Origin of the sequence: Pseudomonas sp. RL_5y_Pfl2_69, assembly GCF_963970465.1 — a bacterium.
Taxonomy (GTDB): Bacteria; Pseudomonadota; Gammaproteobacteria; order Pseudomonadales; family Pseudomonadaceae; genus Aquipseudomonas.
Window position 1 is genome coordinate 187641 of sequence record NZ_CAXAOU010000006.1, and the last position, 21131, is coordinate 208771.

Genomic DNA, 21131 nt, shown 5'->3' on the forward strand with positions numbered 1-21131 from the left:
CGGGTGATAGCGTAGAACAGTGTTCAGCGTCTGTGGGACTCTATTGCCGCCTATCAGCTTCACGAAATGAGGTCATACCATGCTCACCACCCTGGCCGTGGCCAACTATCGTTCGATCAATCAGTTGGTGGTGCCTTTGGGCAGGCTGAACCTGATCACTGGCCCCAATGGTAGTGGCAAATCCAACCTTTACCGTGCGCTGCGGTTACTGGCCGAAACCGCCCAGGGTGGCGTGGTGAATGCATTGGCCCGTGAAGGCGGGCTGAGCTCGACTTTCTGGGCGGGACCTGAAGTGATTTCCCGGCGCATGAAGTTGGGCGAAGTCGATGTACATGCCAGCGTGCGTCAGGAAACCAAGCGCCTGCGCCTTGGATTTTCCGGAGAGGATTTCAGCTACGCCATCGCCCTGGGCTTGCCGATACCCGGACGCACGCAGTTCAACCTCGACCCTCAGATCAAGCACGAGAGTATCTGGGCAGGGCCTTTTTACCGGCCGGCCAGTGAATTGGTCGAGCGTAAAGGCCCGATGGTCCGCGCGCGTAATGGCCGTGACTGGCAGGTGCTGGCACAGCACACGCCGCTGTTCGACAGTCTGTTTGATCAGGTTGGCAGCTTGCAGGCTTCGCCCGAAGTGTTGCAGCTGCGCGAATCGATCCGTGGCTGGCGCTTTTACGATCACTTTCGCACCGACCCCCAAGCACCTGCGCGCCAACCGCAACTGGGCACTCGCACGCCGGTGCTGCATCACGACGGCCGTGACCTGGCGGCTGCGTTGCAAACCATCATCGAGGTCGGCAACCCCGAAGCCTTGCATGCCGCAATCAGCGATGCATTCCCTGGCGCCCGGTTGAAAATCGAGTGCGTGCCCGGCGGGCATTTTTATATCGAGTTTTATCAAGAGGGGCTGTTGCGCCCGTTATCGGCCGCCGAGTTGTCGGACGGTACCTTGCGATACCTGCTGTTGGTCGCAGCTTTGCTGACTCCGCGCCCGCCCAGCATGATGGTGCTCAACGAACCCGAGACCAGCCTGCACCCTGACCTGCTGCCCGCGTTGGCGCGGTTGATCACCCGCGCCTCGCAACACACCCAGATCTGGGTCGTGTCCCATGCCCGACGGTTGATTGCTGTGTTGCAGCAGGATGCGGACTGCAATTGCATCGTGCTGGAAAAAAACCTTGGCCAGACTGAAGTGGTCGGTCAGCGCTTGCTGGACCAGCCCGCCTGGCATTGGCCAGACAAATAAAAACGCCGACGGCCCTATAAGCCGTCGGCGTTTTCAGTGGAACGTGTGCTTGATCAGAACGCTGGCAGCACCGCGCCTTTGTATTTTTCAGCGATAAAGGCTTTTACTTCCGGGCTGGTCAGGGCTTTGGCCAGCTTCTGGATGGCCGGGCTGTCCTTGTTGTCCGGACGGGCGACCAGGAAGTTCACGTACGGTGAGTCAGCACCTTCGATGATCAGTGCGTCGGTGGCCGGGTTCAGGCCAGCTTCCAGCGCGTAGTTGGTGTTGATCATGTCCAGGTCGACCTGGTCCAGTACCCGTGGCAGCAGTGCCGACTCAAGCTCTTTGAACTTGAAGTTGTGCGGGTTCTTGGCGATGTCTTTTGGGGTGGACACAGCGTTGGTCGGGTCTTTGAGTTCGATCAGGCCGGCCTTTTGCAGCAGGATCAACGCACGACCGCTGTTGCTGCCTTCGTTAGGGATGGCGATGGTTGCGCCGTCTTTAAGCTCGGACAGGTGTTTGATTTTTTTCGAGTAGCCGCCGAACGGTTCAACGTGAACGCCGATCACAGTTTGCAGATTGGTGCCTTTACCTTTATTGAAGCTTTCGAGGTAAGGCAGGGTCTGGAAGTAGTTGGCATCCAGGTGTTTCTCGGCAACCTGGACGTTAGGTTGCACGTAGTCGGTGAACACTTTGATTTCCAGATCCACACCTTCTTTGGCGAGGGTCGGTTTGATCAGCTCAAGGATTTCGGCGTGGGGAACAGGGGTGGCAGCCACCACCAGTTTTTCGCCAGCCTGTGCCAGGCCTGCCGTCAGAGCAGCCGCCAATGCGGTAAACAACAGAACCTTTTTCATGCAATACCCTTAAGTGTGTGACCGTTCGCAGGACGGTTTTATTGGAAGACGAAACAAACAATACCGAGATTCTTTATTCCAGAACAATAACTTTTATTCAGCTTGTTATGCCTTTTTGTTCGCTTGAGTTTTATTCAGCTCAAAGCCTGTGGGAGCAATTGCTTGATTGCCGCCAACTCCTGTCCTGTCGCCCCCTTGATAAACAGCTCAATCTGGCTCAGTGCGTCGGGCAGGTTCAGGTGCTCGGGCTGGATCTCGTCGCCGGTGCTGACCAACAGCGCAAAATGAATCACGTTTTCCAGCTCCCGGGTGTTGCCCGGCCAGCTGTAGCGCTCAAGGACCCGCTGCGCGCCGTCGCTGATAAACGGTACGGGCAGGTTCAGGCGCTGGCTGTAGATGCCTAAAAAGTATTCGGCCAGCGAAAGAATGTCACCGGGCCGTTCGCGCAAGGCGGGTAACTCCAGCTTTCCTTCGCTGAGGTAGTGATACAGCCGCTCGTGGAATTTGCCGGCACTGACCGCCTGCGCCAGATCGATGCTGGTGGCCGCCACCAGGCGCACGTCCACAGGGCTGGGTTGATGGGCGCCTACGCGAGTGACTTCGTGGGTTTCCAGAGCCGCCAGCAGCTTGATCTGAATCGCCAGGGGCAAGTCACCAATTTCGTCCAGATACAGGGTGCCGCCATTGGCCGAGCCAAACCAGCCGGCGCGGCTGCTGGCCGAACTGTTGTGTGCTCCGGCGGCATAGCCGAACAGTTCGGCGTCTGCGTAGGTGGGGCTGATCGCGCCGCAGTTGACCGACACGAACAAGCCGGTGCGGTCGCTGGCGCGGTGGATATGCCGGGCCAGCAGTTCCTTGCCGCTGCCGGTTTCGCCACGAATCAACACCGGTAGCGCACGGGGCGCCAACAGTTCCAGATCGTTGCGCAGTGTGCGTGAGCGAGGGTCGACAAACACCAGCGCCTTGGCGCGAATGCTCAGCGGGCTTTTTTCCGCGTCGGGAAAGGTCAGCAATGGCTGGCCAAAAGTTTCATGCAGGCTCATGACAGGCTCCCACCCGCAGCCGTTGGGTGGGCGCGGGCGTTTCAGAAATTCATGCTCGGCGCAGGGCACCGTGCTCAATGCGGGTTTGTAGGCGGTACAAAAAGGCGAAGCCTTGCTCCCAGCGCTGGTGTCCGGATTTGACGTTGATATGCCCAGCGCCGCTGATCACGCCAATTTCGGCGCCCCACTGGCGGGCGAACTCCATCGCCCGTGGCGCACTGACCGCCCCATCGTTATCCGAGGTGACAATCTGGCTGGGGAACGGCAAAGGCTGGCTCGGGATAGGGGCAAAGTTGCGCAAGGCGGGCGCACAGGCGGGACGTTCGACATCTGCCGGGGCCACCAGCAACGCGCCGCGCACTTGGCCAAGCAGGCTTTCTGGCGCACGCTCGGCCCAATGGGCTACCGTGATGCAACCCAGGCTGTGGGCAATCAGAATCACGGGGGTGCTGTCGGCGGCAATGGCTTCGGCCAAGGCAGCGATCCAGTCTTCGCGCCGAGGCGTGAGCCAGTCGGCCTGCTCCACCCGGGCACTGTTCGGTAAGCTGTTTTGCCAGTGGGTTTGCCAATGATCGTCGGACGAACCTTGCCAGCCCGGCACTATCAAATAGCGAATCGAATCGTTGCCCATGGGTCTGCGCCTCCAGCGGTATGTGTGTTACCGAGTCAGTATAGGGACGGTTTTTAGATTCGCTAAGGAATAAGAAGCTATTTGTTTATAACCAAAAATAAGATAGTGAGGGTTCTGCGCCATGAAAAGCCTGGTCGACCATCTGAGCCAATATGCTGCCTATCACCGTGATCCGCACAATATCGCCACCCATTTCGTGGGTATTCCGCTGATTGTGATTGCCGTGGCGACGCTGCTATCGCGTCCGCAATGGGCAGGTATTTCCCCGGCGGTGCTGGTGATGCTGGCCAGCGCGGTGTTTTATCTGCGCCTTGAGCTGCGTCTGGGGGTGTTGATGACGGTGCTGCTGGGGTTGAGCGTCTGGCTGGGGCATACGCTGGCGGCGTTGAGCACCGCCGCCTGGCTGGGCTGGGGCGTGGGTTTATTTGTCGTGGGCTGGGTGTTCCAGTTTGTGGGGCATTACTACGAGGGGCGTAAACCGGCGTTTATCGATGACGTGACCGGGCTGATCGTGGGGCCGCTGTTTGTGGTGGTGGAGCTGGGTTTTCTGCTGGGCTGGCGCGAAGATTTGCGCCGCGCGATCGAGCTGCGCAGAGCATAGGTAGTCGCTGCCGAAGGCTGCGAAGGGGGGCGCAGCCCGCCGTTTCCCTGAGATCCATGCAGATCCCCTCGCAGCCTTCGTATCTCGTCAGCGACTACCCGTCCGGGGTTACTTGAACGCCTGATGCAGTTGCGCCAGCGTTTCAAAGTGGTATTTGGGCGCAAACGAGTTCAGTTCTTCGAAACTGCCAAAGCCATAACCCACAGCCGCTGCGTCCATGCCGTTGTCGCGGGCACCGATCAAATCGTGCTTGCGGTCGCCGATCATCAGGGTCTGGGCGGGGTCCAGTCCTTGCTCGCTGATCAAGTGAGCAATCAGCTCGACCTTGTTGGTGCGGGTGCCATCCAGTTCGCTGCCGTAAATCACGTTGAAGTACTTGGCGAAATCAAAGTGACGGGCGATTTCACGGGCATACACATGGGGTTTTGACGTGGCGATAAACAGTTGGCGACCCTGCGCCACCAGCTCTTCAAGCAAAGGTGTGACACCCTCGAATACGTGGTTTTCATACAACCCGGTCACGGCAAAACGCTCGCGGTAGAAACCCATCGCTTCCCACGCCTTTGCTTCGTCAAAGCCATAGGTGGCCATGAACTGCTGCAGCAGCGGCGGCCCGATAAAGTGCTCAAGCTGGGTGAGATCAGGCTCGTCAATGCCCAGCTTGCCCAGGCCGAACTGGATCGAGCGGGTGATGCCTTCCCGTGGGTCGGTCAGGGTGCCGTCAAGGTCGAACAATACGTTTTGGTAATGCATGCAGAGCTCCAGAATAGGTGACTTAAACGGGCTGGTCGTAGCCTTCGGCCAAATGCTGGTCCTTGAGCTTTACGTAATTGCCCGCGCTGTAGGTGAAGAAGGCTTTTTCTTTTTCGGTCAGTTCGCGCACCTGTTTGACCGGGCTGCCCACATACAGAAAACCGCTGGCCAATCGCTTGCCCGGTGGCACCAGGCTGCCTGCACCCACGATCACGTCGTCTTCAATAATGGCGCCGTCCATCACGATGCTGCCCATGCCGATCAGGATCCGGTTTCCCACGTGACAGCCGTGCAGCATGACTTTGTGGGCGATGGTCACGTCATCGCCGATCAGCAGCGGGAAACCCTCGGGGTTGAACGGGCCTGCGTGGGTGATGTGGAGCACGCAGCCGTCTTGAACGCTGGTGCGTGCACCGATGCGGATGCGGTGCATGTCGCCGCGAATCACGGTCAGCGGCCAGATAGAACTGTCGTCGCCGATCTCGACGTCGCCGATCACCACTGCCGAGCGGTCAACAAAGGCGCGCTCGCCCAGGGTCGGTGTGTGCTGCTGGAACGGACGAATGGACACGAATAGCTTCCTTCTTTAGCAGTGATAGCGGGGCTGATTGCTGCGCAGTGCGTCGATTGTAATTAAGATGGCCCAATGTTTCTTCAAGCCAAGGTGCCAAACGTGAGCGAGAACAACCCTCTTTTGCAGCCCTACGACCTGCCGCCGTTCTCGGCGATCCGTCCTGAGCACGTACAGCCGGCCATCGAACAGATCCTCGCCGACAACCGTGTAGGCATTCAAAACATCCTCAAAGACCAGGGCCAGAACCCGACATGGGCGGGTCTGGTGTTGGCGATGGATGAGCTGAATGACCGACTGGGCGCGGCCTGGAGCCCGGTCAGCCACCTTAACGCGGTGTGCAACAGCAGCGAACTGCGTGAAGCCTATGAGGCTTGCTTGCCTGCCTTGAGCGCCTATTCCACCGAGATGGGCCAGAACCGCGAACTGTTCCAGGCCTTCGAAGCGTTGGCCCACAGCCCGCAAGTGGCTGGTTTCGACCAGGCGCAAAAAACCATTCTTGAGCACTCGCTGCGTGACTTCCGCCTGTCGGGTATTGACCTGCCGGAGGCTGAGCAAAAGCGTTATGCCGAAGTCCAGAGCAAGCTGTCGGAACTGGGCAGCAAGTTCTCCAACCAGTTGCTGGACGCGACCCAGGCCTGGACCAAGCACATCACCGATGAAGCCGCACTGGCGGGCCTGACCGATTCGGCCAAGGCGCAAATGGCCGCTGCTGCACAGGCCAAAGGCCTGGACGGCTGGCTGATCAGTCTGGAGTTCCCGAGCTACTTCCCGGTCATGACCTACGCACAGGACCGCGCCCTGCGCGAAGAAGTCTATGCCGCGTATTGCACCCGGGCGTCAGATCAAGGCCCGAATGCCGGCAAGTTCGACAACGGCCCGGTCATGGAAGAAATCCTCGACCTGCGTCAGGAACTGGCAAAACTTCTGGGTTTTGGCAGTTTTGCAGAGCTGAGCCTGGCCACCAAAATGGCCGAGTCACCGGATCAGGTGCTGACCTTCCTGCGCGATCTGGCCAAGCGCAGCAAGCCATTTGCCGCTCGCGACCTTGAGCAGCTGCAAGCCTACGCCGCCGAGCAAGGCACCCCGGAGCTTAAAAGCTGGGACACAGGCTTCTTCGGCGAGAAACTGCGCGAGCAGCGCTACAGCGTGTCGCAAGAGGCACTGCGTGCCTACTTCCCGATCGACAAGGTACTGGGCGGCCTGTTTGCCATTGTGCAGAAGTTGTACGGGATCGAGATTGCCGAAATCAAAGGCTTCGACACCTGGCACCCGGATGTTCGCCTGTTCGAAATCAAGGAAAACGACCAGCACATCGGGCGCTTCTTCTTTGACCTCTATGCCCGTGCCAACAAGCGCGGCGGTGCCTGGATGGACGGCGCCCGCGACCGTCGTCGCACGGCAGCCGGCACGCTGCAAAGCCCGGTGGCGAACCTTGTGTGCAACTTCACCCCGGCGGTTGCGGGCAAGCCTGCGCTGTTGACCCATGATGAAGTGACCACCTTGTTCCACGAGTTCGGCCACGGCTTGCACCACATGCTGACCGAAATCGAACACGCGGGCGTATCGGGCATCAACGGCGTGGCCTGGGATGCGGTCGAGTTGCCGAGCCAGTTCATGGAAAACTGGTGCTGGGAGCCTGAAGGCCTGGCGCTGATTTCCAGCCATTACGAAACCGGCGAAGCATTGCCCAAAGACCTGCTGGACAAGATGCTCGCCGCCAAGAACTTCCAGTCCGGGCTGATGATGGTTCGCCAGCTGGAGTTCTCCCTGTTCGACTTCGAGCTGCACGCCACCCACGGTGACGGTCGCAGTGTGGCGCAGGTGCTGGACGGCATCCGCGACGAGGTTTCGGTCATGCGCCCACCGGCGTACAACCGCTTCCCCAACAGCTTTGCGCATATTTTTGCCGGTGGTTACGCAGCGGGTTACTACAGCTACAAGTGGGCTGAAGTGCTGTCGGCCGATGCGTTCTCGCGCTTTGAAGAAGAAGGCGTATTCAACCCGCACACCGGCAAGGCGTTCCGTCAGGCGATTCTGGCCCGTGGCGGTTCGAAGGCTCCAATGGAGCTGTTCAAGGACTTCCGTGGTCGTGAGCCGTCGATTGACGCGCTGTTGCGCCACAGCGGCCTGACTGAGGATTCGGCGGCATGAGTGATGCACCTGTGAATGTGACCAAAAAACGCTTTATCGCCGGGGCTGTCTGCCCGGCGTGCAGCGAGCCCGACAAGTTGATGATGTGGAACGAAGACGAAGTGCCGCACCGCGAATGTGTGGCCTGCGGTTATTCGGATACGTTGAATGAACAAGGTTTGTCGGTGCCCAAGGAATTGGGTACGCGGGTCAATGTTTCGGCGTTGAAAAAAGCACCGGACCCTAAAGTGCAGGCGGTGCAGTTTTTTCCGAATCCGAAGCTGAAAAAGCCTTAGATCCACTCTGAAACTGTGGCAGTGGGCTTGCTCGCGATGCAACCGACGCGGTTTATCTTGAAACCACGTTGCTGCCATCGCGAGCAAGCCCGCTCCCACAAGGGCAGTGGGCTTACGCCTTCTGCCATACCTTCGGCTTGAAGAACAACGTCTCGCCGCGCGCCAGATTGGTCAGGCTGTCGTGGTCCTTGACCACTTCAACTTCGATCAACTCGCTTTGCCCTTCTACTTTCAATGTCACCCGGGTGGTCGCGCCCAATGGGCGGATGTCGCGTACCTGCGCGGCATGGTGGTCTTCGATCTCGTGACGGGACAACGACACTTCGTGCGGACGGAACAGCAGGTGCTGATCTTCACCGATGTGCAGGCGGTTGGAGTCGCCCAGGAAGTGGTAAACAAAATCGCTGGCCGGGTTTTCGTAGACTTCGCCCGGTGAGCCGATCTGCTCGATCACGCCCTTGTTCATCACCACGATACGGTCGGCCACTTCCATGGCTTCTTCCTGGTCGTGGGTCACGAATACCGAGGTCAGGTTGATGTCTTCGTGCAGGCGCGCCAACCAGCGGCGCAGCTCTTTACGGACCTTGGCGTCCAGCGCGCCGAACGGTTCGTCCAGCAGCAGTACCTTGGGTTCTACGGCCAGTGCACGGGCCAGGGCGATACGCTGGCGCTGACCGCCTGAGAGCTGCTCAGGGTAGCGATCCGACAACCAGTCCAGTTGCACCATGTTCAGCAGTTCGTGGACTTTTTCGGCGATGCGGGTTTCGCTCGGGCGTTCCTTTTTCGGCTTCATGCGCAGGCCGAAAGCGACGTTGTCGAACACCGTCATGTGGCGGAACAACGCGTAATGCTGGAACACAAAACCGACGTTACGATCACGCACGTCGTGCCCCGAGACGTCTTCACCGTGGAACACGATGTTGCCTTCGTCCGGGGTTTCCAGGCCGGCGATGATGCGCAGCAAGGTGGTTTTGCCGCAGCCCGACGGGCCGAGCAGGGCGACCAGTTCGCCGCTGTGGATATCCAGGTTGATGCTGTTCAGCGCCTTGAAGGCGTTGAAGTTCTTGCTGACGTTACGGACTTCGATCGACATGGTTTATTCCTCCGCGGCGCTGGCGCGCAGGCGGTTAATACGGGATTCGCTCCACTGCTTAAGCAGCAGGATGAAGAGCGCCATAATCAGCAACAGGGTCGCCACAGCGAAGGCGGCAACGTGGTTGTATTCGTTGTAGAGGATCTCGACGTGCAACGGCAGCGTGTTGGTCACCCCGCGAATGTGCCCGGAAACCACCGACACCGCACCGAACTCACCCATCGCCCGTGCAGTACACAGCACCACGCCGTAGATCAGGCCCCATTTGATATTGGGTACGGTCACGTGCCAGAACATCTGCCAGCCGTTGGCGCCCAGCAGGCGTGCGGCTTCTTCTTCCTGGGTGCCCTGCTCCTGCATCAGCGGGATCAGTTCACGGGCCACAAACGGTACGGTGACGAAGATGGTTGCCAGCACGATGCCCGGCAAGGCGAAGACGATCTGGATGTCGTGCTCTTGCAGCCACTTGCCGAAGAAGCCCTGGGCGCCAAACATCAGCACGTAGACCAGACCGGCGATCACCGGCGAGACCGAGAACGGCAGGTCGATCAGCGTGACCAGGATACTCTTGCCGCGAAAGCTGTATTTGCTCACGCACCAGGCCGCGCTGACGCCGAATACCACGTTCAGCGGAACGGAAATCACCACCGCAATGATGGTGAGCTTCAGGGCTGACAAGGCGTCGGGTTCGATGATGGCGTCGACGAACGTGCCGATCCCCATTTTCAAACCCTGGGACACCACGATCAGCAGCGGCAGCAGCAGGAACAGGATGAAAAACAACCAGCCGAAACCGATCAGCAGGCGCCGCGACGTCGGGCTCCCCCGGCGGGCGGCGTTGGCTACGGATGAGGCACTTGGTGTTGAACTGGACATGGTCAGGCCTCCTTCACGGTTTTTCGATGCGGCGCTGAATCAAGTTGATGATCAGCAGCAAAATGAAGGAAACCACCAGCATCATCACGCCAATGGCCGTGGCACCGGTGTAGTCGTATTGGTCCAGCTTGACCATGATCAGCAACGGCAGGATTTCGGTTTTAAACGGCATGTTACCCGCGATGAAAATCACCGAGCCGTACTCACCGACACCTCGGGCAAACGCCAGGGCAAAGCCGGTCAGCCAGGCAGGCAGCAGGGCTGGTACCAGAATGTAGCGGAACACCTGCAGCGGCTTGGCGCCCAGGCAGGCAGCCGCTTCTTCGATTTCTCGCGGAATATCGGCCAGTACCGGCTGCACCGTACGCACCACAAACGGCAGGGTGACGAAGGTCAGTGCCAGGGTGATACCCATCGGGGTGTAGGCGATCTTGAAGCCCAGGTCGGTGGCGAACTGGCCAATCCAGCCGTTGGGAGCGTACAGGGCGGTCAGGGCGATACCGGCGACGGCGGTCGGCAGGGCAAACGGCAGGTCGATCATGGCGTCGATGACCTTGCGTCCCGGGAAGGTATAACGCACCAGCACCCAGGCCAGCACGGTGCCGATGATGCCGTTGATGATGGCCGCGACAAAGGCGGTACCAAAGCTCAGTTGCAGCGCAGCCAGCACCCGTGGAGCGGTGATGATGGCCCAGAACTGGTCCCAGGTCAGTTGAGCGGCATGCACGAACATCGCCGCCAGTGGAATGAGCACAATCAGGCTGAGGTACACCAAGGTGTAGCCCAGCGTCAGCCCGAAGCCGGGTATGACGGGGGAGATACGACGCGACATAAAAGTCCTTGGGTTAACGCACGAGGCCCGCAACCAATTGCGGGCCTGATGTTCTAGCTTTAAGCGTGGCCCGAAGGCCCGCCCCGCAGGTTATTGCGCCTGGTAAATCTGGTCGAACACGCCGCCGTCATTAAAGAATTTCGGCTGCGCAGTTTTCCAGCCACCGAAGTCTTTGTCGATAGTCACCAGTTCCAGTTTCGGAAATTGTTTGGCGTATTTGGCTGCAACTGCCGCGTCACGTGGACGGTAGAAGTTCTTCGCCGCGATTTCCTGGCCAGCCGGGCTGTAGAGGTGTTCCAGGTAGGCTTTGGCGATTTCGGAGTTGCCTTTTTTCTCGGCGTTTTTGTCGACTACAGCCACCGGTGGCTCAGCCAGAATCGACAGCGAAGGCACGACGATATCGAACTTGTCACCGCCACCGTCTTCCTTGAGTGCCAGGAACGCTTCGTTTTCCCAGGCCAGCAACACGTCACCCTGACCGTTGTTGACGAAGGTAATGGTCGAACCGCGTGCGCCGGTATCCAGCACGGGTACGTGTTTGAACAGCTCTTTTACGTATTCTTTGGCTTTTTCCTCGTTACCACCGTTGGCTTTAAGGCCGTAGGCGTATGCCGCAAGGAAGTTCCAGCGAGCGCCGCCGCTGGTTTTAGGGTTCGGGGTAATGACCGATACGCCTTCTTTGGTCAGGTCGCCCCAGTCCTTGATGCCTTTAGGGTTGCCCTTGCGTACCAGGAACACGATGGTCGAGGTGTACGGGGTGCTGGCGTCCGGCAGGCGGGTTTGCCAGTTTTCCGGCAGCGAGCCTTTGTTGAGTTTGGCGATTTCGTCAATGTCACCGGCCAGGGCCAGGGTCACGACGTCGGCACGCAGGCCGTCGATCACGCCGCGAGCCTGTTTGCCCGAGCCGCCGTGGGATTGCTGGATTTTGACGTTATCGCCGGGGTGGCTGGCTTTCCAGAAGTTGGTGAATTCGGTGTTGTAATCCTGGTACAGCTCGCGAGTCGGATCGTAGGAAACGTTGAGCAACTCATAATCTTTGGCTACAGCGGAGCCAGCAAAAATGGCACTGGCCAGCGCGGCCAAAGCGTAACGGCGTAGGGACATAGGTGAGGCTCCAAAGCTTTTTCTAGTTTTTTTATGAGGCGCACTCGCGTGAATGCGCTTTCTATTGATCAGGCGTTTTTTTGACTCGGGTTTTGCAGACGGAATTTTTCTTTACGTTCGATCTGAACCACTTGAGCGTTGTGCACAGTGATTTCAACAGCACCAAAGCGCAGGTCTCGCAGCGCGCTCTGGATTTCCCGAAGGATGGTTGCTTCGTCCTGGCCGTCAACGCTACGCAGAGATGCGCTCATGGTGCTGCTCCTGAAAATATGGGTGCCGACAGGGATGCTGGCGTAGGGCAATAGTAGTGAGGCAGGGATATTCTTAAAAATACTATTTAAGAATGTTTATATAACTGAAAGTTAAAAACGGTCCTGTCGTCCGTAGTCGCTGCCGAGGAACGAAGGCTGCGAGCACTTAAATATCCAAAGCTCGCAGCCTTCGTGCCTCGGCAGCGACTACACTCCAACTGCCTTATAACGACAGGCTGTTTTATAAAGGTGGGAACTGTCACTGGACAGTCAGCGCGAGTGCGATCACCTTAGAGCGGCTGTCGTCTTTTCCTGCATAGTCTGGAGTCTTTATGTCGTTTACCCCTGAGTTGGTTGCCGAACTGGAAGTCCTTGCACTGTTTGACTTGGAAAGTACCCTTGAGGGCCTGAAGATCCATCAACACGCGGCACCCGAAAAAGTGGCTGCTGCACGTCGTTTGTATGACAAGAAGCTCATTGACCAACCCGATGGCGGTTACCTGACTAGCCTGGGCCGTGATGCTGCTCAGAGTGTTCAAGTACTGCTGACAATTCTTGTAGAGTCCAAAGAAATCGCCTGACGCCACGCCGCGCCCTCGGGATCTGAACGATCAATGATTCCGCGGGCACACTTCTTCGCGCAGTAAAATTCTGACCTCAAACACCCATTCCTCCTGAGTCTTTGATACGGCTGGCTGTAGACTCCCCCTCCCTTTTGTCTTGTGGCGAGCCGGTCTGAGCGTGAAATGACGTGCCCTCCTGAAACACTCCCCATGCCGAGCGATGGAGTCGAGCGACAGACTCTCCTGCAACTTCGTGGGCGGTTTCTCACCGTCAATCAGGGTCGCATGGCCCGTGCAATGGAAGGCCTGGCACCCCATCAGCAATCGCTGCTGAGGCTGTTGGCGCTGTGCTTCCACGTGAATCACCCGCTGTTGCCCGGCTATGTTTCGGACTGCACCCCGGCCGGGGTGTCGGGCTATGAACCTGACGCCTCCACCCTTGGCGCAGCGCAGCAACTGATCCGGGACTTTTCCTGCAGCACGGGCCGCGCCTGCGCTTCAAAACCGATTCATGGGCTTTTTTTGATGGGCAGTCTGGGCACTTTGGCCCAGACCGATCAAAGCGATATGGACGTGTGGATTTGTCTGGGGCCGGACTTGAGCGACATGGCGGTGGCGGCGTTGCGCAAAAAATGTCGACGGCTGGAAGTCTGGGCGGCAAGCCTGGGGGTTGAAGCGCATTTTTTTCTGATTGATGCGCAGCGTTTCGCCCAGGGCGAATGTGAATCTCAACCGAGCAACGACGGGAGTGCAGAGCCTCGCAACAGGTTGTTGCTGGATGAGTTTTATCGCACCGCTATCTGGCTCGCGGGGCGTACGCCGATGTGGTGGTGGGTGCCAGCACATCAGGAGGCTCGCTACGCCGAATGTGCCCAAGGGCTATTGGCCAATGACGTTGTGGGTCGCGATGAAACCATTGATCTCGGGCATCTGGCGCAGATTGCCCCCGCAGAACTGCTGGGCGCCGGGCTGTGGCAATTGTTCAAGGGCATTGAGTCGCCGTACAAGTCAGTGCTCAAGCTGTTGCTGGTCGAGGTGTATGCCAGCGAGCACCCACGGGTGAACTGTCTGAGTATGGGGTTCAAGAAGAGGGTGTACGCCGATCGGCTCGACCTGGATGAGCTGGACCCCTACGTGGTGGTGTACCGGCGAATCGAGCAGTACCTGCAGGGGCGCGGCGAGTTGCAGCGTCTGGAACTGGTTCGCCGCAGCCTGTACCTGAAGGTCGGCCACACGCTGAGCAGTGGCGCGACGGGTATGCAGTGGCAGCGGTTGCTGCTGCAGCGCCTGACCCGCGAGTGGGGCTGGGATGAGCAGCAATTGGCAATGCTCGACAATCGCTCGCAGTGGGGGGCGCAGCAGGTCAGTCATGAGCTGCGGGCATTGGCCCGTGAGCTGAGTGTCAGCTACCGGTCCTTGTGCACGTTTGCGCGCGACGAGAGGCCATCAACCGAACTTAAGCGTTGAAGTCACTTGCGGCTTTTGGCTGGTATTCAACTTCAAGCAGTTCCAGTTTCAGGGTTTTGCCGCCTGGAGCTGGCCAGTTGATGTGTTGACCGACCTGCAAACCCAGCAGTGCGCTGCCGACAGGGGCCAGAATCGAAACCTTGCCTTCGTCGGCGTTGGCGTCTTTCGGGTACACCAATGTCAGGCGGTAGTCCTTGCCACTGCTTTCTTCGCGGCAGTGCACACGCGAATTCATGGTCACAACACCAGCAGGCACCTCTTCGTGGCCGACGATGGTTTCGGCGCGATCGAGTTCGGCTTGCAATGCCTCAATGCCAGGAGTCGTTTCTGGCAAGCTGTCGATGAGTTGCTCCAGACGCTGTACGTCCAGGCGAGTGAGGATGAGTGGGGTTGGGGTGCTCATGACCTGGCAGACTCCTTTTTTCTGCACGAAAAAGCAAAACCCCGCCGGAAAATGGCGGGGTTTTGACGAACCTCGTTAGTGCGAGGCGTACCCGGACACTACCACAGCAAAATAAATACACAAGCCGGGTGGGGTTTTGCTGTTTGCCCCTGAACTGATTGCAACCGGCGATTATTCGTAGCAGCTGCCGCAGGCTGCGATCGGCGACCCAGTCGTCGTAAAGTCAGGTTGCGCGGCGTGTCAGTTAAGCAAAGGACTCAGTTTTTACGATTGCTGCGCAATCGGACGCAGCCTGCGGCAGCTGCTACGGGAGCATTTGCCGCAGTTGAGCCTGTTCACAAATGACCCGACGCCGCTGGTCGTCTGCCGAACGCCATTCGCGAATATCTTCGACGTGGCGAAAACAGCCCAGGCAGACTTTGTGTTCATCCAGCCGGCAGGTGCTGATGCAGGGGGACGGCACTGCCGGACTGACGTTGCTGTAGAGCGGTTTTGCAGGTTTAGCAGGAGCGGTCACTATCAGATCTCTTCAAATTCCAGCTCGGCGCCAGCGTGTTCCAGTGTCAGGCGTTGAACCATTTCGCTGAGCAGTTCGTCGGATTTGTCGCACTTCCACGAGCTGCGCTTTTCATCGTAGTCGAAGTGGAAACCGCCGTTGGGAGCAGCCAGCCAGAGCTGTAGCACGGGTGCCTGACGGCTGAAGATCAGGGCTTTGCCATTCTCGAATTTGATCGTCAGGATTCCCGCGGAATTCTCCACATCTACATCCAGATCACAGTCGTCGAAGATGTCTTCCAGATTTTCCTGGGTGGCATCGACCAGATCGTGAAAACGGGCTTCAGTCAAACTCATGGTGGAACCTCGTAATATCTAGTCATGCTCGGAGCTCGCAAGATACGGGCGCTCCAGGCCGATTGCAAACCCCATGACAGCCTTGTGCCAACCACCACTGATCATCCAGACAGGGCGTTACGCTCGGCCGCTCTGCTGCATAGGCAAGCTGGTGGGTGCTCGGTATACTCGGGCGCAATTAATGCTTTTCAAAGGATTTCGCCATGAAGCGCCTGATCTCTTCTCTTGCTGCGCTCGTCGCGGTCGCCTGCCTTGTTTCTGCCTGTGGTCAAAAAGGACCGCTGTATCTGCCCGATGACAGCAAATCCCCTGAAGACCAAGCGAAGTCGTCGCAATCGCAATCGCACAAGCACCAATAAGGGAACACCATGGACGCTTTTAATTACCGGGACGGCGAGCTGTTCGCCGAAGGTGTTGCGCTGACGGCCATTGCCGAGCGTTTTGGCACGCCGACTTACGTTTACTCCCGGGCGCACATCGAAGCGCAATACAACGCTTACGCCGATGCTCTGGACGGCACGCCGCACCTGGTGTGCTTCGCCGTCAAGGCCAACTCCAACCTGGGTGTTCTCAATGTCCTGGCGCGTTTGGGTGCCGGTTTTGACATCGTTTCCCGTGGCGAGCTGGAACGTGTGCTGGCTGCAGGCGGTTCGGCCGACAAGATCGTGTTTTCGGGTGTAGGCAAGACCCGTGACGACATGCGTCGCGCCCTGGAAGTGGGCGTGCACTGTTTTAACGTCGAGTCCACTGACGAGCTTGAGCGCCTGCAGGTCGTGGCCGCCGAAATGGGTGTTCGTGCGCCGATTTCGCTGCGCGTGAACCCGGATGTTGATGCGGGTACGCACCCGTACATCTCCACCGGCCTCAAGGAAAACAAGTTCGGTATCGCCATCGCTGACGCCGAGGATGTCTACATTCGCGCCGCGCAGTTGCCTAACCTGGAAGTGGTCGGCGTCGATTGCCATATCGGCTCGCAACTGACCACCCTCGAACCCTTTATCGATGCCCTGGACCGTTTGTTGGCCCTGATCGATCGCTTGGGCGATTGCGGCATTTACCTGCGTCACATCGACTTGGGTGGCGGCCTGGGCGTGCGCTATCGCGATGAAGAGCCGCCTCTGGCTGGCGATTACATCAAGGCCGTGCGCGAGCGCATCGAAGGGCGCGATCTGGCGCTGGTGTTCGAGCCGGGCCGCTTTATCGTGGCCAACGCGGGCGTGCTGCTGACTCAGGTCGAGTACCTCAAGCACACCGAGCACAAAGACTTTGCCATCGTCGATGCGGCGATGAACGACCTGATTCGTCCGGCGTTGTACCAGGCCTGGATGGACGTGACCGCGGTTCGCCCGCGTGACACCGAGGCTCGCAACTACGACATCGTCGGCCCGATCTGCGAAACCGGCGACTTCCTGGCCAAGGACCGCCAACTGGCACTGGCTGAAGGCGATCTGCTGGCGGTGCATTCGGCCGGTGCTTATGGTTTTGTCATGAGCTCGAACTACAACACCCGTGGCCGCGCCGCCGAAGTTCTGGTGGATGGCGATCAGGCGTTTGAAGTACGTCGTCGCGAGACCGTAGCCGAGTTGTTTGCTGGCGAAAGCCTGCTGGCGGAGTAAACCCATGTTGCTGCGTTTTACCAAAATGCACGGCCTGGGCAATGATTTCATGGTTCTCGACCTGGTCAGCCAGCACGCGCATATCCTGCCCAAGCACGCCAAGCAATGGGGTGATCGGCACACGGGCGTCGGTTTTGATCAACTGCTGCTGGTTGAGGCGCCGAGCAACCCGGAAGTTGATTTCCGTTACCGGATCTTCAACTCCGACGGTTCGGAAGTTGAGCAATGCGGCAACGGGGCGCGCTGTTTCGCGCGTTTCGTGCTCGACAAGCGCTTGACCACCAAACGTCAGTTCAAGGTCGAAACCAAAGGCGGCATCATCGAACTGAACGTGCGCAGTGATGGGCAAATCAGTGTCGATATGGGCCCTCCGCGCCTGATTCCGGCCGAGATCCCGTTTGTTGCCGACGCTCAGGCGCTGAGCTACGAACTGGATGTCGACGGCCAGACCGTTGAGCTGGCGGCCGTGTCGATGGGCAATCCCCATGCGGTGCTGCGTGTCGACGATATCAACGCCGCGCCGGTGCATGAACTGGGGCCAAAAATTGAACATCACCCGCGCTTTCCGGCGCGGGTCAATGTCGGCTTTCTTCACGTGATTGATCGCCAGCGCGGACAGCTACGGGTCTGGGAACGCGGCGCCGGGGAAACCCAGGCGTGCGGTACCGGGGCGTGCGCCGCCGCTGTGGCTGCGATCAGCCAGGGCTGGATGGACTCACCGCTGATCCTCGATTTGCCGGGTGGCCGTTTGTCTCTCGAATGGGCGGGTCCCGGCCATTCGGTGATCATGACCGGCCCGGCGATGCGAGTTTACGAAGGACAAGTCCGTTTATGAGCGAGCGCAACTGATGACCGACAAAACGCAGCCTGCAGCACTCGAAGTACCTGTGGATAACTCGCAAGCAGCAACGGTTGCGGCGTACCTGCAGGAACATCCGGATTTTTTCGGCCAGCGCGAAGAGCTGCTGCTGTCGCTGCGTATTCCTCACCAGCGTGGCGATACGATTTCGCTGGTGGAGCGTCAACTGGAGTTGCTGCGTGGTCGTAACATCGAGATGCGTCATCGCTTGTCGCAGTTGATGGACGTGGCCCGCGATAACGACCGCCTCTTTGAAAAAACCCGCCGTCTTAACCTCGCCCTGATGGACGCCACCAGTCTCGATGAGCTGGTGATTGCCGTCGAAGACAGCTTGCGTCAGGACTTCCAGGTGCCTTTTGTCAGCCTGGTACTGTTCGGTGACAACCCGATGCCGGTCGGACGCTGGGTCAGCAGCGCCGATGCGCAACGTGCACTGGGTGGCTTGTTGACGGAAGGCAAGACGGTCAGCGGCAGCCTGCGTGAGCATGAGCTGGACTTCCTGTTTGGCGAAGAACAGCGCAAGCAGATCGGCTCGACGGCCGTAGTCGCGCTCAATCATCTGGGGTTGCACGGTGTACTGGCGATTGCCAGTCGCGATCCGCAGCACTACAAAAGCTCGGTGGGCACGCTGTTCCTCGGTTATATCGCCGAGGTGCTGGGCAGGGTTCTGCCGCGCTTTACCAACGCTTTGCGCTCGGTACGTTAGATGGAACGGCAACTGGACGCTTACTGCATTCACCTGCGCAGTGAGCGCCAGGTGTCGCCCCATACGCTGGAGGCCTACCGCCGCGACCTGAACAAGGTGCTGGCGTTTTGCGCCAAGGAGTCGATCGTCAGCTGGACGGCACTGGATATCCAGCGCATGCGCCAACTGGTTTCGCGTCTGCATCAGCAAGGTCAATCCTCGCGCAGCATTGCCCGTCTGTTGTCGGCGGTGCGCGGGCTTTATCACTATCTCAACCGCGAAGGCTTGTGCGACCACGATCCGGCAAACGGTCTGGCGCCGCCCAAAGGCGAGCGCCGCCTGCCCAAGACCCTGGATACCGATCGTGCCCTGCAATTGCTGGAGGGGGGTGTCGAGGACGACTTTCTGGCGCTGCGGGACCAGGCCATTCTGGAGTTGTTCTATTCGTCGGGGCTGCGTTTGTCGGAGTTGACCGGGCTTGACCTGGATCAGCTGGATTTGGCCGATGGGCTGGTCGAGGTGCTCGGCAAGGGCAGCAAGACCCGGGTTTTGCCCGTCGGTCAAAAGGCCCGAGAGGCGCTACAGGCCTGGTTACCCTTGCGGGCACTGGCCAACCCCGGGGATGGCGCCGTGTTCGTCAGCCAGCGCGGTACACGCCTTGGGCCGCGGGCCATTCAAGTGCGGGTCAAGGCAGCCGGTGAGCGCGAGCTGGGGCAGAATCTGCACCCCCATATGCTGCGCCATTCATTTGCCAGCCACTTGCTGGAGTCCTCCCAGGATTTGCGTGCCGTGCAAGAGTTGCTCGGGCATGCGGACATCAAAACCACGCAAATCTATACTCATCTGGATTTCCAGCATCTGGCATCGGTCTACGACAGCGCCCATCCACGGGCCAAACGCAGTAAGGACAGTGAATGACGATTGAGCTGATTACCTTCGACCTCGACGACACCCTGTGGGATACCGCCCCGGTGATTGTCAGCGCCGAAGCCGTTTTGCGTCAGTGGCTTGGCAATAACGCACCAAAACTGGGCGTCGTCGAGGTCGGGCATTTCCAGGCGATTCGCGAACGGGTGTTAAGTGAGGAGCCCCAGCTCAAGCACCGGATCAGCGCGCTGCGTCGGCGTATCCTGTTTCATGCGTTGAACGAGGCAGGTTACGTGAACGCAGCAGCCTTGGCTGATGACGCCTTTGAAGTCTTTATTGAGGCGCGTCACGCATTGGACGTGTTCCCGCAGGCTGAGCCGACCCTGATTGCACTGGCCCGTGATTACAGCTTGGGTGTGGTCACCAATGGCAACGCCGATGTGCGGCGAATCGGTTTGGGGCACCACTTCAAATTTGTGTTGTGTGCTGAAGATATCGGCATCGCCAAACCGGATGCGCGACTGTTCCACGAAGCGTTGTTGCGCGGTGGTGTGGTAGCGGGTGCAGCGGTACACGTGGGCGACCATCCGGGGGACGACATCGCCGGTGCCCAACGGGCAGGCCTGCGAGCGGTGTGGTTCAACCCTGGCGGCAAGCACTGGGACGGCGAGAAGGCCCCGGATGCGGAAATTGGCTGCTTGAGTGAGTTGCCGGCGGTGTTGAAGCACTTGTAAGTGTGGGAGCGGGCTTGCTCGCGATGCAGACAACGCGGTTTGCCTGTCAAACCGCGTCGCTAACATCGCGAGCAAGCCCGCTCCCACAGGGTCATGTCAGTCTTCTTTCCGTCACCCACAAAAAAACCCGCAGCGACGGCGGGTTTTTTCTTCAAGCAAACAGCTGGCCCTTAGATAGGACGGCTGCCGTACTTGTTGTCAGGCTTCTTGGGTGGGTCAGCCACCACGTTAGCCTCAACTTCCTGCACTTTGCCGCCTTTGGACAGAAACTCTTCCATGGCGCGAGCCAGAGCATCACGCTCTTTGTTCTTGGCTTCTACACTGGGCAGGTCGTCAACTGACACGGCAGCCTTGGATTTGCCTTTGGCCGCAGGGGCCGGCACATCGTCGCCACCATCGTCGTCTGCAACGTCCTCGGCGGCCGTTTCCAGGCCCTCTTCGGTATCGTCGTCTTCGCCTACTTCGAGGTCATCATTTTCCAGATCGTCGTCGCTCATGTTCTACCCCATGACATACGTAAAGCAGATTAGTTATAGACCAGTTGTGGCAACTGTCGACCACCGCTGGTGAAAAAGTAGCCTTGGGCAAACCGCGGCTTACACCTCTTCATCGTTGTAAGGTGAAGAGGGTTTGACGCACACCGCTATCATCACGGCGCGCGCCTGAATAAACACCTTGCCAGGCGCCCAGTGCCAGATACTCCGGCAGCACGGATCACGGGCCTTGAAAGCGTCGGGAGATCATCCTCGCCTTCGTCGTACTCGAGCATTGTTTCCTGCCCTTGGGCGCGCATTCTAGCGTGCTGAATAAAAAAGCAAAGCA

The 21131-nt window shown here is 58.9% G+C and carries 25 protein-coding genes and 1 pseudogene; 12 read left to right on the plus strand and 14 right to left on the minus strand.

What is annotated here, in order from left to right; genetic code table 11:
- Positions 1-79: 79 nt before the first annotated feature.
- Positions 80-1243 carry an AAA family ATPase gene (locus AACY07_RS12675; RefSeq protein WP_339475042.1) on the plus strand — a complete coding sequence of 388 codons (1164 nt, stop codon included), beginning with the start codon at positions 80-82 and terminating at the stop codon, positions 1241-1243.
- 53 nt (positions 1244-1296) lie between these two features.
- Here AACY07_RS12675 and AACY07_RS12680 read toward each other — a convergent pair whose 3' ends face one another.
- The 3 genes from AACY07_RS12680 to AACY07_RS12690 form a co-directional block, all read right to left on the minus strand.
- Entirely contained in the window at positions 1297-2079 is a 783-nt protein-coding gene (locus tag AACY07_RS12680; protein ID WP_133075015.1) for a MetQ/NlpA family ABC transporter substrate-binding protein, read from the minus strand.
- 134 nt (positions 2080-2213) lie between these two features.
- Entirely contained in the window at positions 2214-3122 is a 909-nt protein-coding gene (locus AACY07_RS12685; RefSeq protein ID WP_339475044.1) for a sigma 54-interacting transcriptional regulator, read from the minus strand.
- A 49-nt stretch (positions 3123-3171) separates the two neighbouring features.
- Positions 3172-3753, minus strand: coding sequence for an alpha/beta hydrolase (locus AACY07_RS12690; RefSeq protein ID WP_133075017.1), 582 nt, complete (start codon positions 3751-3753; stop codon positions 3172-3174).
- Between the two features lie 121 nt (positions 3754-3874).
- Between AACY07_RS12690 and AACY07_RS12695 the strand changes: the two genes are divergently transcribed.
- Complete coding sequence (locus tag AACY07_RS12695) at positions 3875-4354, plus strand: Mpo1 family 2-hydroxy fatty acid dioxygenase (protein WP_133075018.1); 480 nt, start codon at positions 3875-3877, stop codon at positions 4352-4354.
- A gap of 108 nt (positions 4355-4462) precedes the next feature.
- Here AACY07_RS12695 and AACY07_RS12700 read toward each other — a convergent pair whose 3' ends face one another.
- Positions 4463-5107: an HAD family hydrolase gene (locus tag AACY07_RS12700; protein ID WP_339475046.1), complete on the minus strand. Its 645-nt coding sequence runs from the start codon at positions 5105-5107 to the stop codon at positions 4463-4465.
- Between the two features lie 22 nt (positions 5108-5129).
- Positions 5130-5678 (minus strand): gamma carbonic anhydrase family protein, encoded by a 549-nt coding sequence (locus AACY07_RS12705; protein WP_133075020.1) that lies wholly within the window; start codon positions 5676-5678, stop codon positions 5130-5132.
- Positions 5679-5753: 75 nt separating this feature from the next.
- Between AACY07_RS12705 and prlC the strand changes: the two genes are divergently transcribed.
- Together prlC and AACY07_RS12715 are read left to right on the plus strand one after the other, a co-directional pair.
- Complete coding sequence (gene prlC, locus AACY07_RS12710; RefSeq protein ID WP_339475048.1) at positions 5754-7832, plus strand: oligopeptidase A; 2079 nt, start codon at positions 5754-5756, stop codon at positions 7830-7832.
- Positions 7829-8107 carry a YheV family putative zinc ribbon protein gene (locus AACY07_RS12715; protein ID WP_019828279.1) on the plus strand — a complete coding sequence of 93 codons (279 nt, stop codon included), beginning with the start codon at positions 7829-7831 and terminating at the stop codon, positions 8105-8107. Before prlC ends, AACY07_RS12715 begins: the two co-directional genes overlap by 4 nt.
- A 112-nt stretch (positions 8108-8219) precedes the next feature.
- Here the strand turns inward: AACY07_RS12715 and AACY07_RS12720 are convergent, their stop codons facing one another.
- The 5 genes from AACY07_RS12720 to oscA all read right to left on the minus strand — a co-directional run bounded on the left by AACY07_RS12720 (position 8220) and on the right by oscA (position 12263).
- Positions 8220-9200, minus strand: a complete 981-nt coding sequence (locus AACY07_RS12720; protein WP_133075022.1) for a sulfate/molybdate ABC transporter ATP-binding protein — start codon at positions 9198-9200, stop codon at positions 8220-8222.
- 3 nt (positions 9201-9203) lie between these two features.
- A complete protein-coding gene (gene cysW / locus AACY07_RS12725; RefSeq protein ID WP_133075023.1) occupies positions 9204-10076 on the minus strand; it encodes a sulfate ABC transporter permease subunit CysW in 873 nt (290 codons plus the stop codon).
- A 13-nt stretch (positions 10077-10089) separates the two neighbouring features.
- Positions 10090-10908 carry a sulfate ABC transporter permease subunit CysT gene (gene cysT / locus AACY07_RS12730; protein WP_133075024.1) on the minus strand — a complete coding sequence of 273 codons (819 nt, stop codon included), beginning with the start codon at positions 10906-10908 and terminating at the stop codon, positions 10090-10092.
- Between the two features lie 90 nt (positions 10909-10998).
- A complete protein-coding gene (locus AACY07_RS12735; protein WP_339475051.1) occupies positions 10999-12012 on the minus strand; it encodes a sulfate ABC transporter substrate-binding protein in 1014 nt (337 codons plus the stop codon).
- A gap of 68 nt (positions 12013-12080) precedes the next feature.
- Positions 12081-12263 (minus strand): sulfur starvation response protein OscA, encoded by a 183-nt coding sequence (oscA, locus tag AACY07_RS12740; RefSeq protein WP_016782652.1) that lies wholly within the window; start codon positions 12261-12263, stop codon positions 12081-12083.
- A 332-nt stretch (positions 12264-12595) separates the two neighbouring features.
- On the opposite strand from oscA, the gene AACY07_RS12745 reads away from it, so the two are divergent.
- A complete protein-coding gene (locus AACY07_RS12745; protein WP_019828271.1) occupies positions 12596-12844 on the plus strand; it encodes a TIGR02647 family protein in 249 nt (82 codons plus the stop codon).
- 165 nt (positions 12845-13009) lie between these two features.
- Positions 13010-14269 (plus strand): annotated as a pseudogene (locus AACY07_RS12750) (class I adenylate cyclase); the annotation flags it as partial.
- A gap of 13 nt (positions 14270-14282) precedes the next feature.
- Here the strand turns inward: AACY07_RS12750 and rnk are convergent.
- The 3 genes from rnk to cyaY form a co-directional block, all read right to left on the minus strand.
- On the minus strand, positions 14283-14696 hold the full coding sequence (rnk, locus tag AACY07_RS12755; RefSeq protein ID WP_133075027.1) for a nucleoside diphosphate kinase regulator: 414 nt from the start codon (positions 14694-14696) through the stop codon (positions 14283-14285).
- Positions 14697-15000: 304 nt separating this feature from the next.
- Positions 15001-15213 carry a DUF1289 domain-containing protein gene (locus tag AACY07_RS12760; RefSeq protein ID WP_445261378.1) on the minus strand — a complete coding sequence of 71 codons (213 nt, stop codon included), beginning with the start codon at positions 15211-15213 and terminating at the stop codon, positions 15001-15003.
- Positions 15214-15215: 2 nt separating this feature from the next.
- Complete coding sequence (gene cyaY / locus AACY07_RS12765) at positions 15216-15548, minus strand: iron donor protein CyaY (protein ID WP_339475054.1); 333 nt, start codon at positions 15546-15548, stop codon at positions 15216-15218.
- Positions 15549-15751: 203 nt separating this feature from the next.
- Between cyaY and lptM the strand changes: the two genes are divergently transcribed.
- The 6 genes from lptM to AACY07_RS12795 are packed head-to-tail and all read left to right on the plus strand — an operon-like array spanning position 15752 to position 20309.
- Positions 15752-15907, plus strand: a complete 156-nt coding sequence (gene lptM / locus AACY07_RS12770) for an LPS translocon maturation chaperone LptM (protein ID WP_133075030.1) — start codon at positions 15752-15754, stop codon at positions 15905-15907.
- A gap of 9 nt (positions 15908-15916) precedes the next feature.
- On the plus strand, positions 15917-17164 hold the full coding sequence (gene lysA, locus AACY07_RS12775) for a diaminopimelate decarboxylase (protein WP_339475056.1): 1248 nt from the start codon (positions 15917-15919) through the stop codon (positions 17162-17164).
- A gap of 4 nt (positions 17165-17168) precedes the next feature.
- A complete protein-coding gene (gene dapF / locus AACY07_RS12780) occupies positions 17169-17999 on the plus strand; it encodes a diaminopimelate epimerase (RefSeq protein WP_133075032.1) in 831 nt (276 codons plus the stop codon).
- Positions 18000-18012: 13 nt separating this feature from the next.
- Positions 18013-18729 (plus strand): DUF484 family protein, encoded by a 717-nt coding sequence (locus tag AACY07_RS12785; RefSeq protein ID WP_339475058.1) that lies wholly within the window; start codon positions 18013-18015, stop codon positions 18727-18729.
- Positions 18730-19626 carry a tyrosine recombinase XerC gene (gene xerC / locus AACY07_RS12790; protein WP_133075034.1) on the plus strand — a complete coding sequence of 299 codons (897 nt, stop codon included), beginning with the start codon at positions 18730-18732 and terminating at the stop codon, positions 19624-19626. It abuts the gene before it with no gap.
- Positions 19623-20309 (plus strand): HAD family hydrolase, encoded by a 687-nt coding sequence (locus AACY07_RS12795; protein ID WP_133075035.1) that lies wholly within the window; start codon positions 19623-19625, stop codon positions 20307-20309. The genes xerC and AACY07_RS12795 overlap by 4 nt, the downstream gene beginning before the upstream one ends.
- 170 nt (positions 20310-20479) lie before the next feature.
- Here the strand turns inward: AACY07_RS12795 and sutA are convergent, their stop codons facing one another.
- Positions 20480-20806, minus strand: coding sequence for a transcriptional regulator SutA (gene sutA / locus AACY07_RS12800; protein WP_095027614.1), 327 nt, complete (start codon positions 20804-20806; stop codon positions 20480-20482).
- Positions 20807-21131: the final 325 nt, after the last annotated feature.

What these genes read in the sequence shown, in the direction of transcription:
- lysA (WP_339475056.1), top strand. Translation starts at nt 15,917, where the DNA reads ATGGACGCTTTTAATTACCGGGACGGCGAGCTGTTCGCCGAAGGTGTT.
- sutA (WP_095027614.1), bottom strand. Translation starts at nt 20,806, where the DNA reads ATGAGCGACGACGATCTGGAAAATGATGACCTCGAAGTAGGCGAAGAC.
- cysW (WP_133075023.1), bottom strand. Translation starts at nt 10,076, where the DNA reads ATGTCCAGTTCAACACCAAGTGCCTCATCCGTAGCCAACGCCGCCCGC.
- rnk (WP_133075027.1), bottom strand. Translation starts at nt 14,696, where the DNA reads ATGAGCACCCCAACCCCACTCATCCTCACTCGCCTGGACGTACAGCGT.
- prlC (WP_339475048.1), top strand. Translation starts at nt 5,754, where the DNA reads ATGTTTCTTCAAGCCAAGGTGCCAAACGTGAGCGAGAACAACCCTCTT.
- AACY07_RS12690 (WP_133075017.1), bottom strand. Translation starts at nt 3,753, where the DNA reads ATGGGCAACGATTCGATTCGCTATTTGATAGTGCCGGGCTGGCAAGGT.
- lptM (WP_133075030.1), top strand. Translation starts at nt 15,752, where the DNA reads ATGAAGCGCCTGATCTCTTCTCTTGCTGCGCTCGTCGCGGTCGCCTGC.
- AACY07_RS12795 (WP_133075035.1), top strand. Translation starts at nt 19,623, where the DNA reads ATGACGATTGAGCTGATTACCTTCGACCTCGACGACACCCTGTGGGAT.
- AACY07_RS12695 (WP_133075018.1), top strand. Translation starts at nt 3,875, where the DNA reads ATGAAAAGCCTGGTCGACCATCTGAGCCAATATGCTGCCTATCACCGT.
- AACY07_RS12680 (WP_133075015.1), bottom strand. Translation starts at nt 2,079, where the DNA reads ATGAAAAAGGTTCTGTTGTTTACCGCATTGGCGGCTGCTCTGACGGCA.
- AACY07_RS12720 (WP_133075022.1), bottom strand. Translation starts at nt 9,200, where the DNA reads ATGTCGATCGAAGTCCGTAACGTCAGCAAGAACTTCAACGCCTTCAAG.
- AACY07_RS12735 (WP_339475051.1), bottom strand. Translation starts at nt 12,012, where the DNA reads ATGTCCCTACGCCGTTACGCTTTGGCCGCGCTGGCCAGTGCCATTTTT.
- AACY07_RS12675 (WP_339475042.1), top strand. Translation starts at nt 80, where the DNA reads ATGCTCACCACCCTGGCCGTGGCCAACTATCGTTCGATCAATCAGTTG.
- AACY07_RS12785 (WP_339475058.1), top strand. Translation starts at nt 18,013, where the DNA reads ATGACCGACAAAACGCAGCCTGCAGCACTCGAAGTACCTGTGGATAAC.
- cyaY (WP_339475054.1), bottom strand. Translation starts at nt 15,548, where the DNA reads ATGAGTTTGACTGAAGCCCGTTTTCACGATCTGGTCGATGCCACCCAG.
- AACY07_RS12715 (WP_019828279.1), top strand. Translation starts at nt 7,829, where the DNA reads ATGAGTGATGCACCTGTGAATGTGACCAAAAAACGCTTTATCGCCGGG.
- dapF (WP_133075032.1), top strand. Translation starts at nt 17,169, where the DNA reads ATGTTGCTGCGTTTTACCAAAATGCACGGCCTGGGCAATGATTTCATG.
- cysT (WP_133075024.1), bottom strand. Translation starts at nt 10,908, where the DNA reads ATGTCGCGTCGTATCTCCCCCGTCATACCCGGCTTCGGGCTGACGCTG.
- AACY07_RS12700 (WP_339475046.1), bottom strand. Translation starts at nt 5,107, where the DNA reads ATGCATTACCAAAACGTATTGTTCGACCTTGACGGCACCCTGACCGAC.
- AACY07_RS12685 (WP_339475044.1), bottom strand. Translation starts at nt 3,122, where the DNA reads ATGAGCCTGCATGAAACTTTTGGCCAGCCATTGCTGACCTTTCCCGAC.
- xerC (WP_133075034.1), top strand. Translation starts at nt 18,730, where the DNA reads ATGGAACGGCAACTGGACGCTTACTGCATTCACCTGCGCAGTGAGCGC.
- oscA (WP_016782652.1), bottom strand. Translation starts at nt 12,263, where the DNA reads ATGAGCGCATCTCTGCGTAGCGTTGACGGCCAGGACGAAGCAACCATC.
- AACY07_RS12745 (WP_019828271.1), top strand. Translation starts at nt 12,596, where the DNA reads ATGTCGTTTACCCCTGAGTTGGTTGCCGAACTGGAAGTCCTTGCACTG.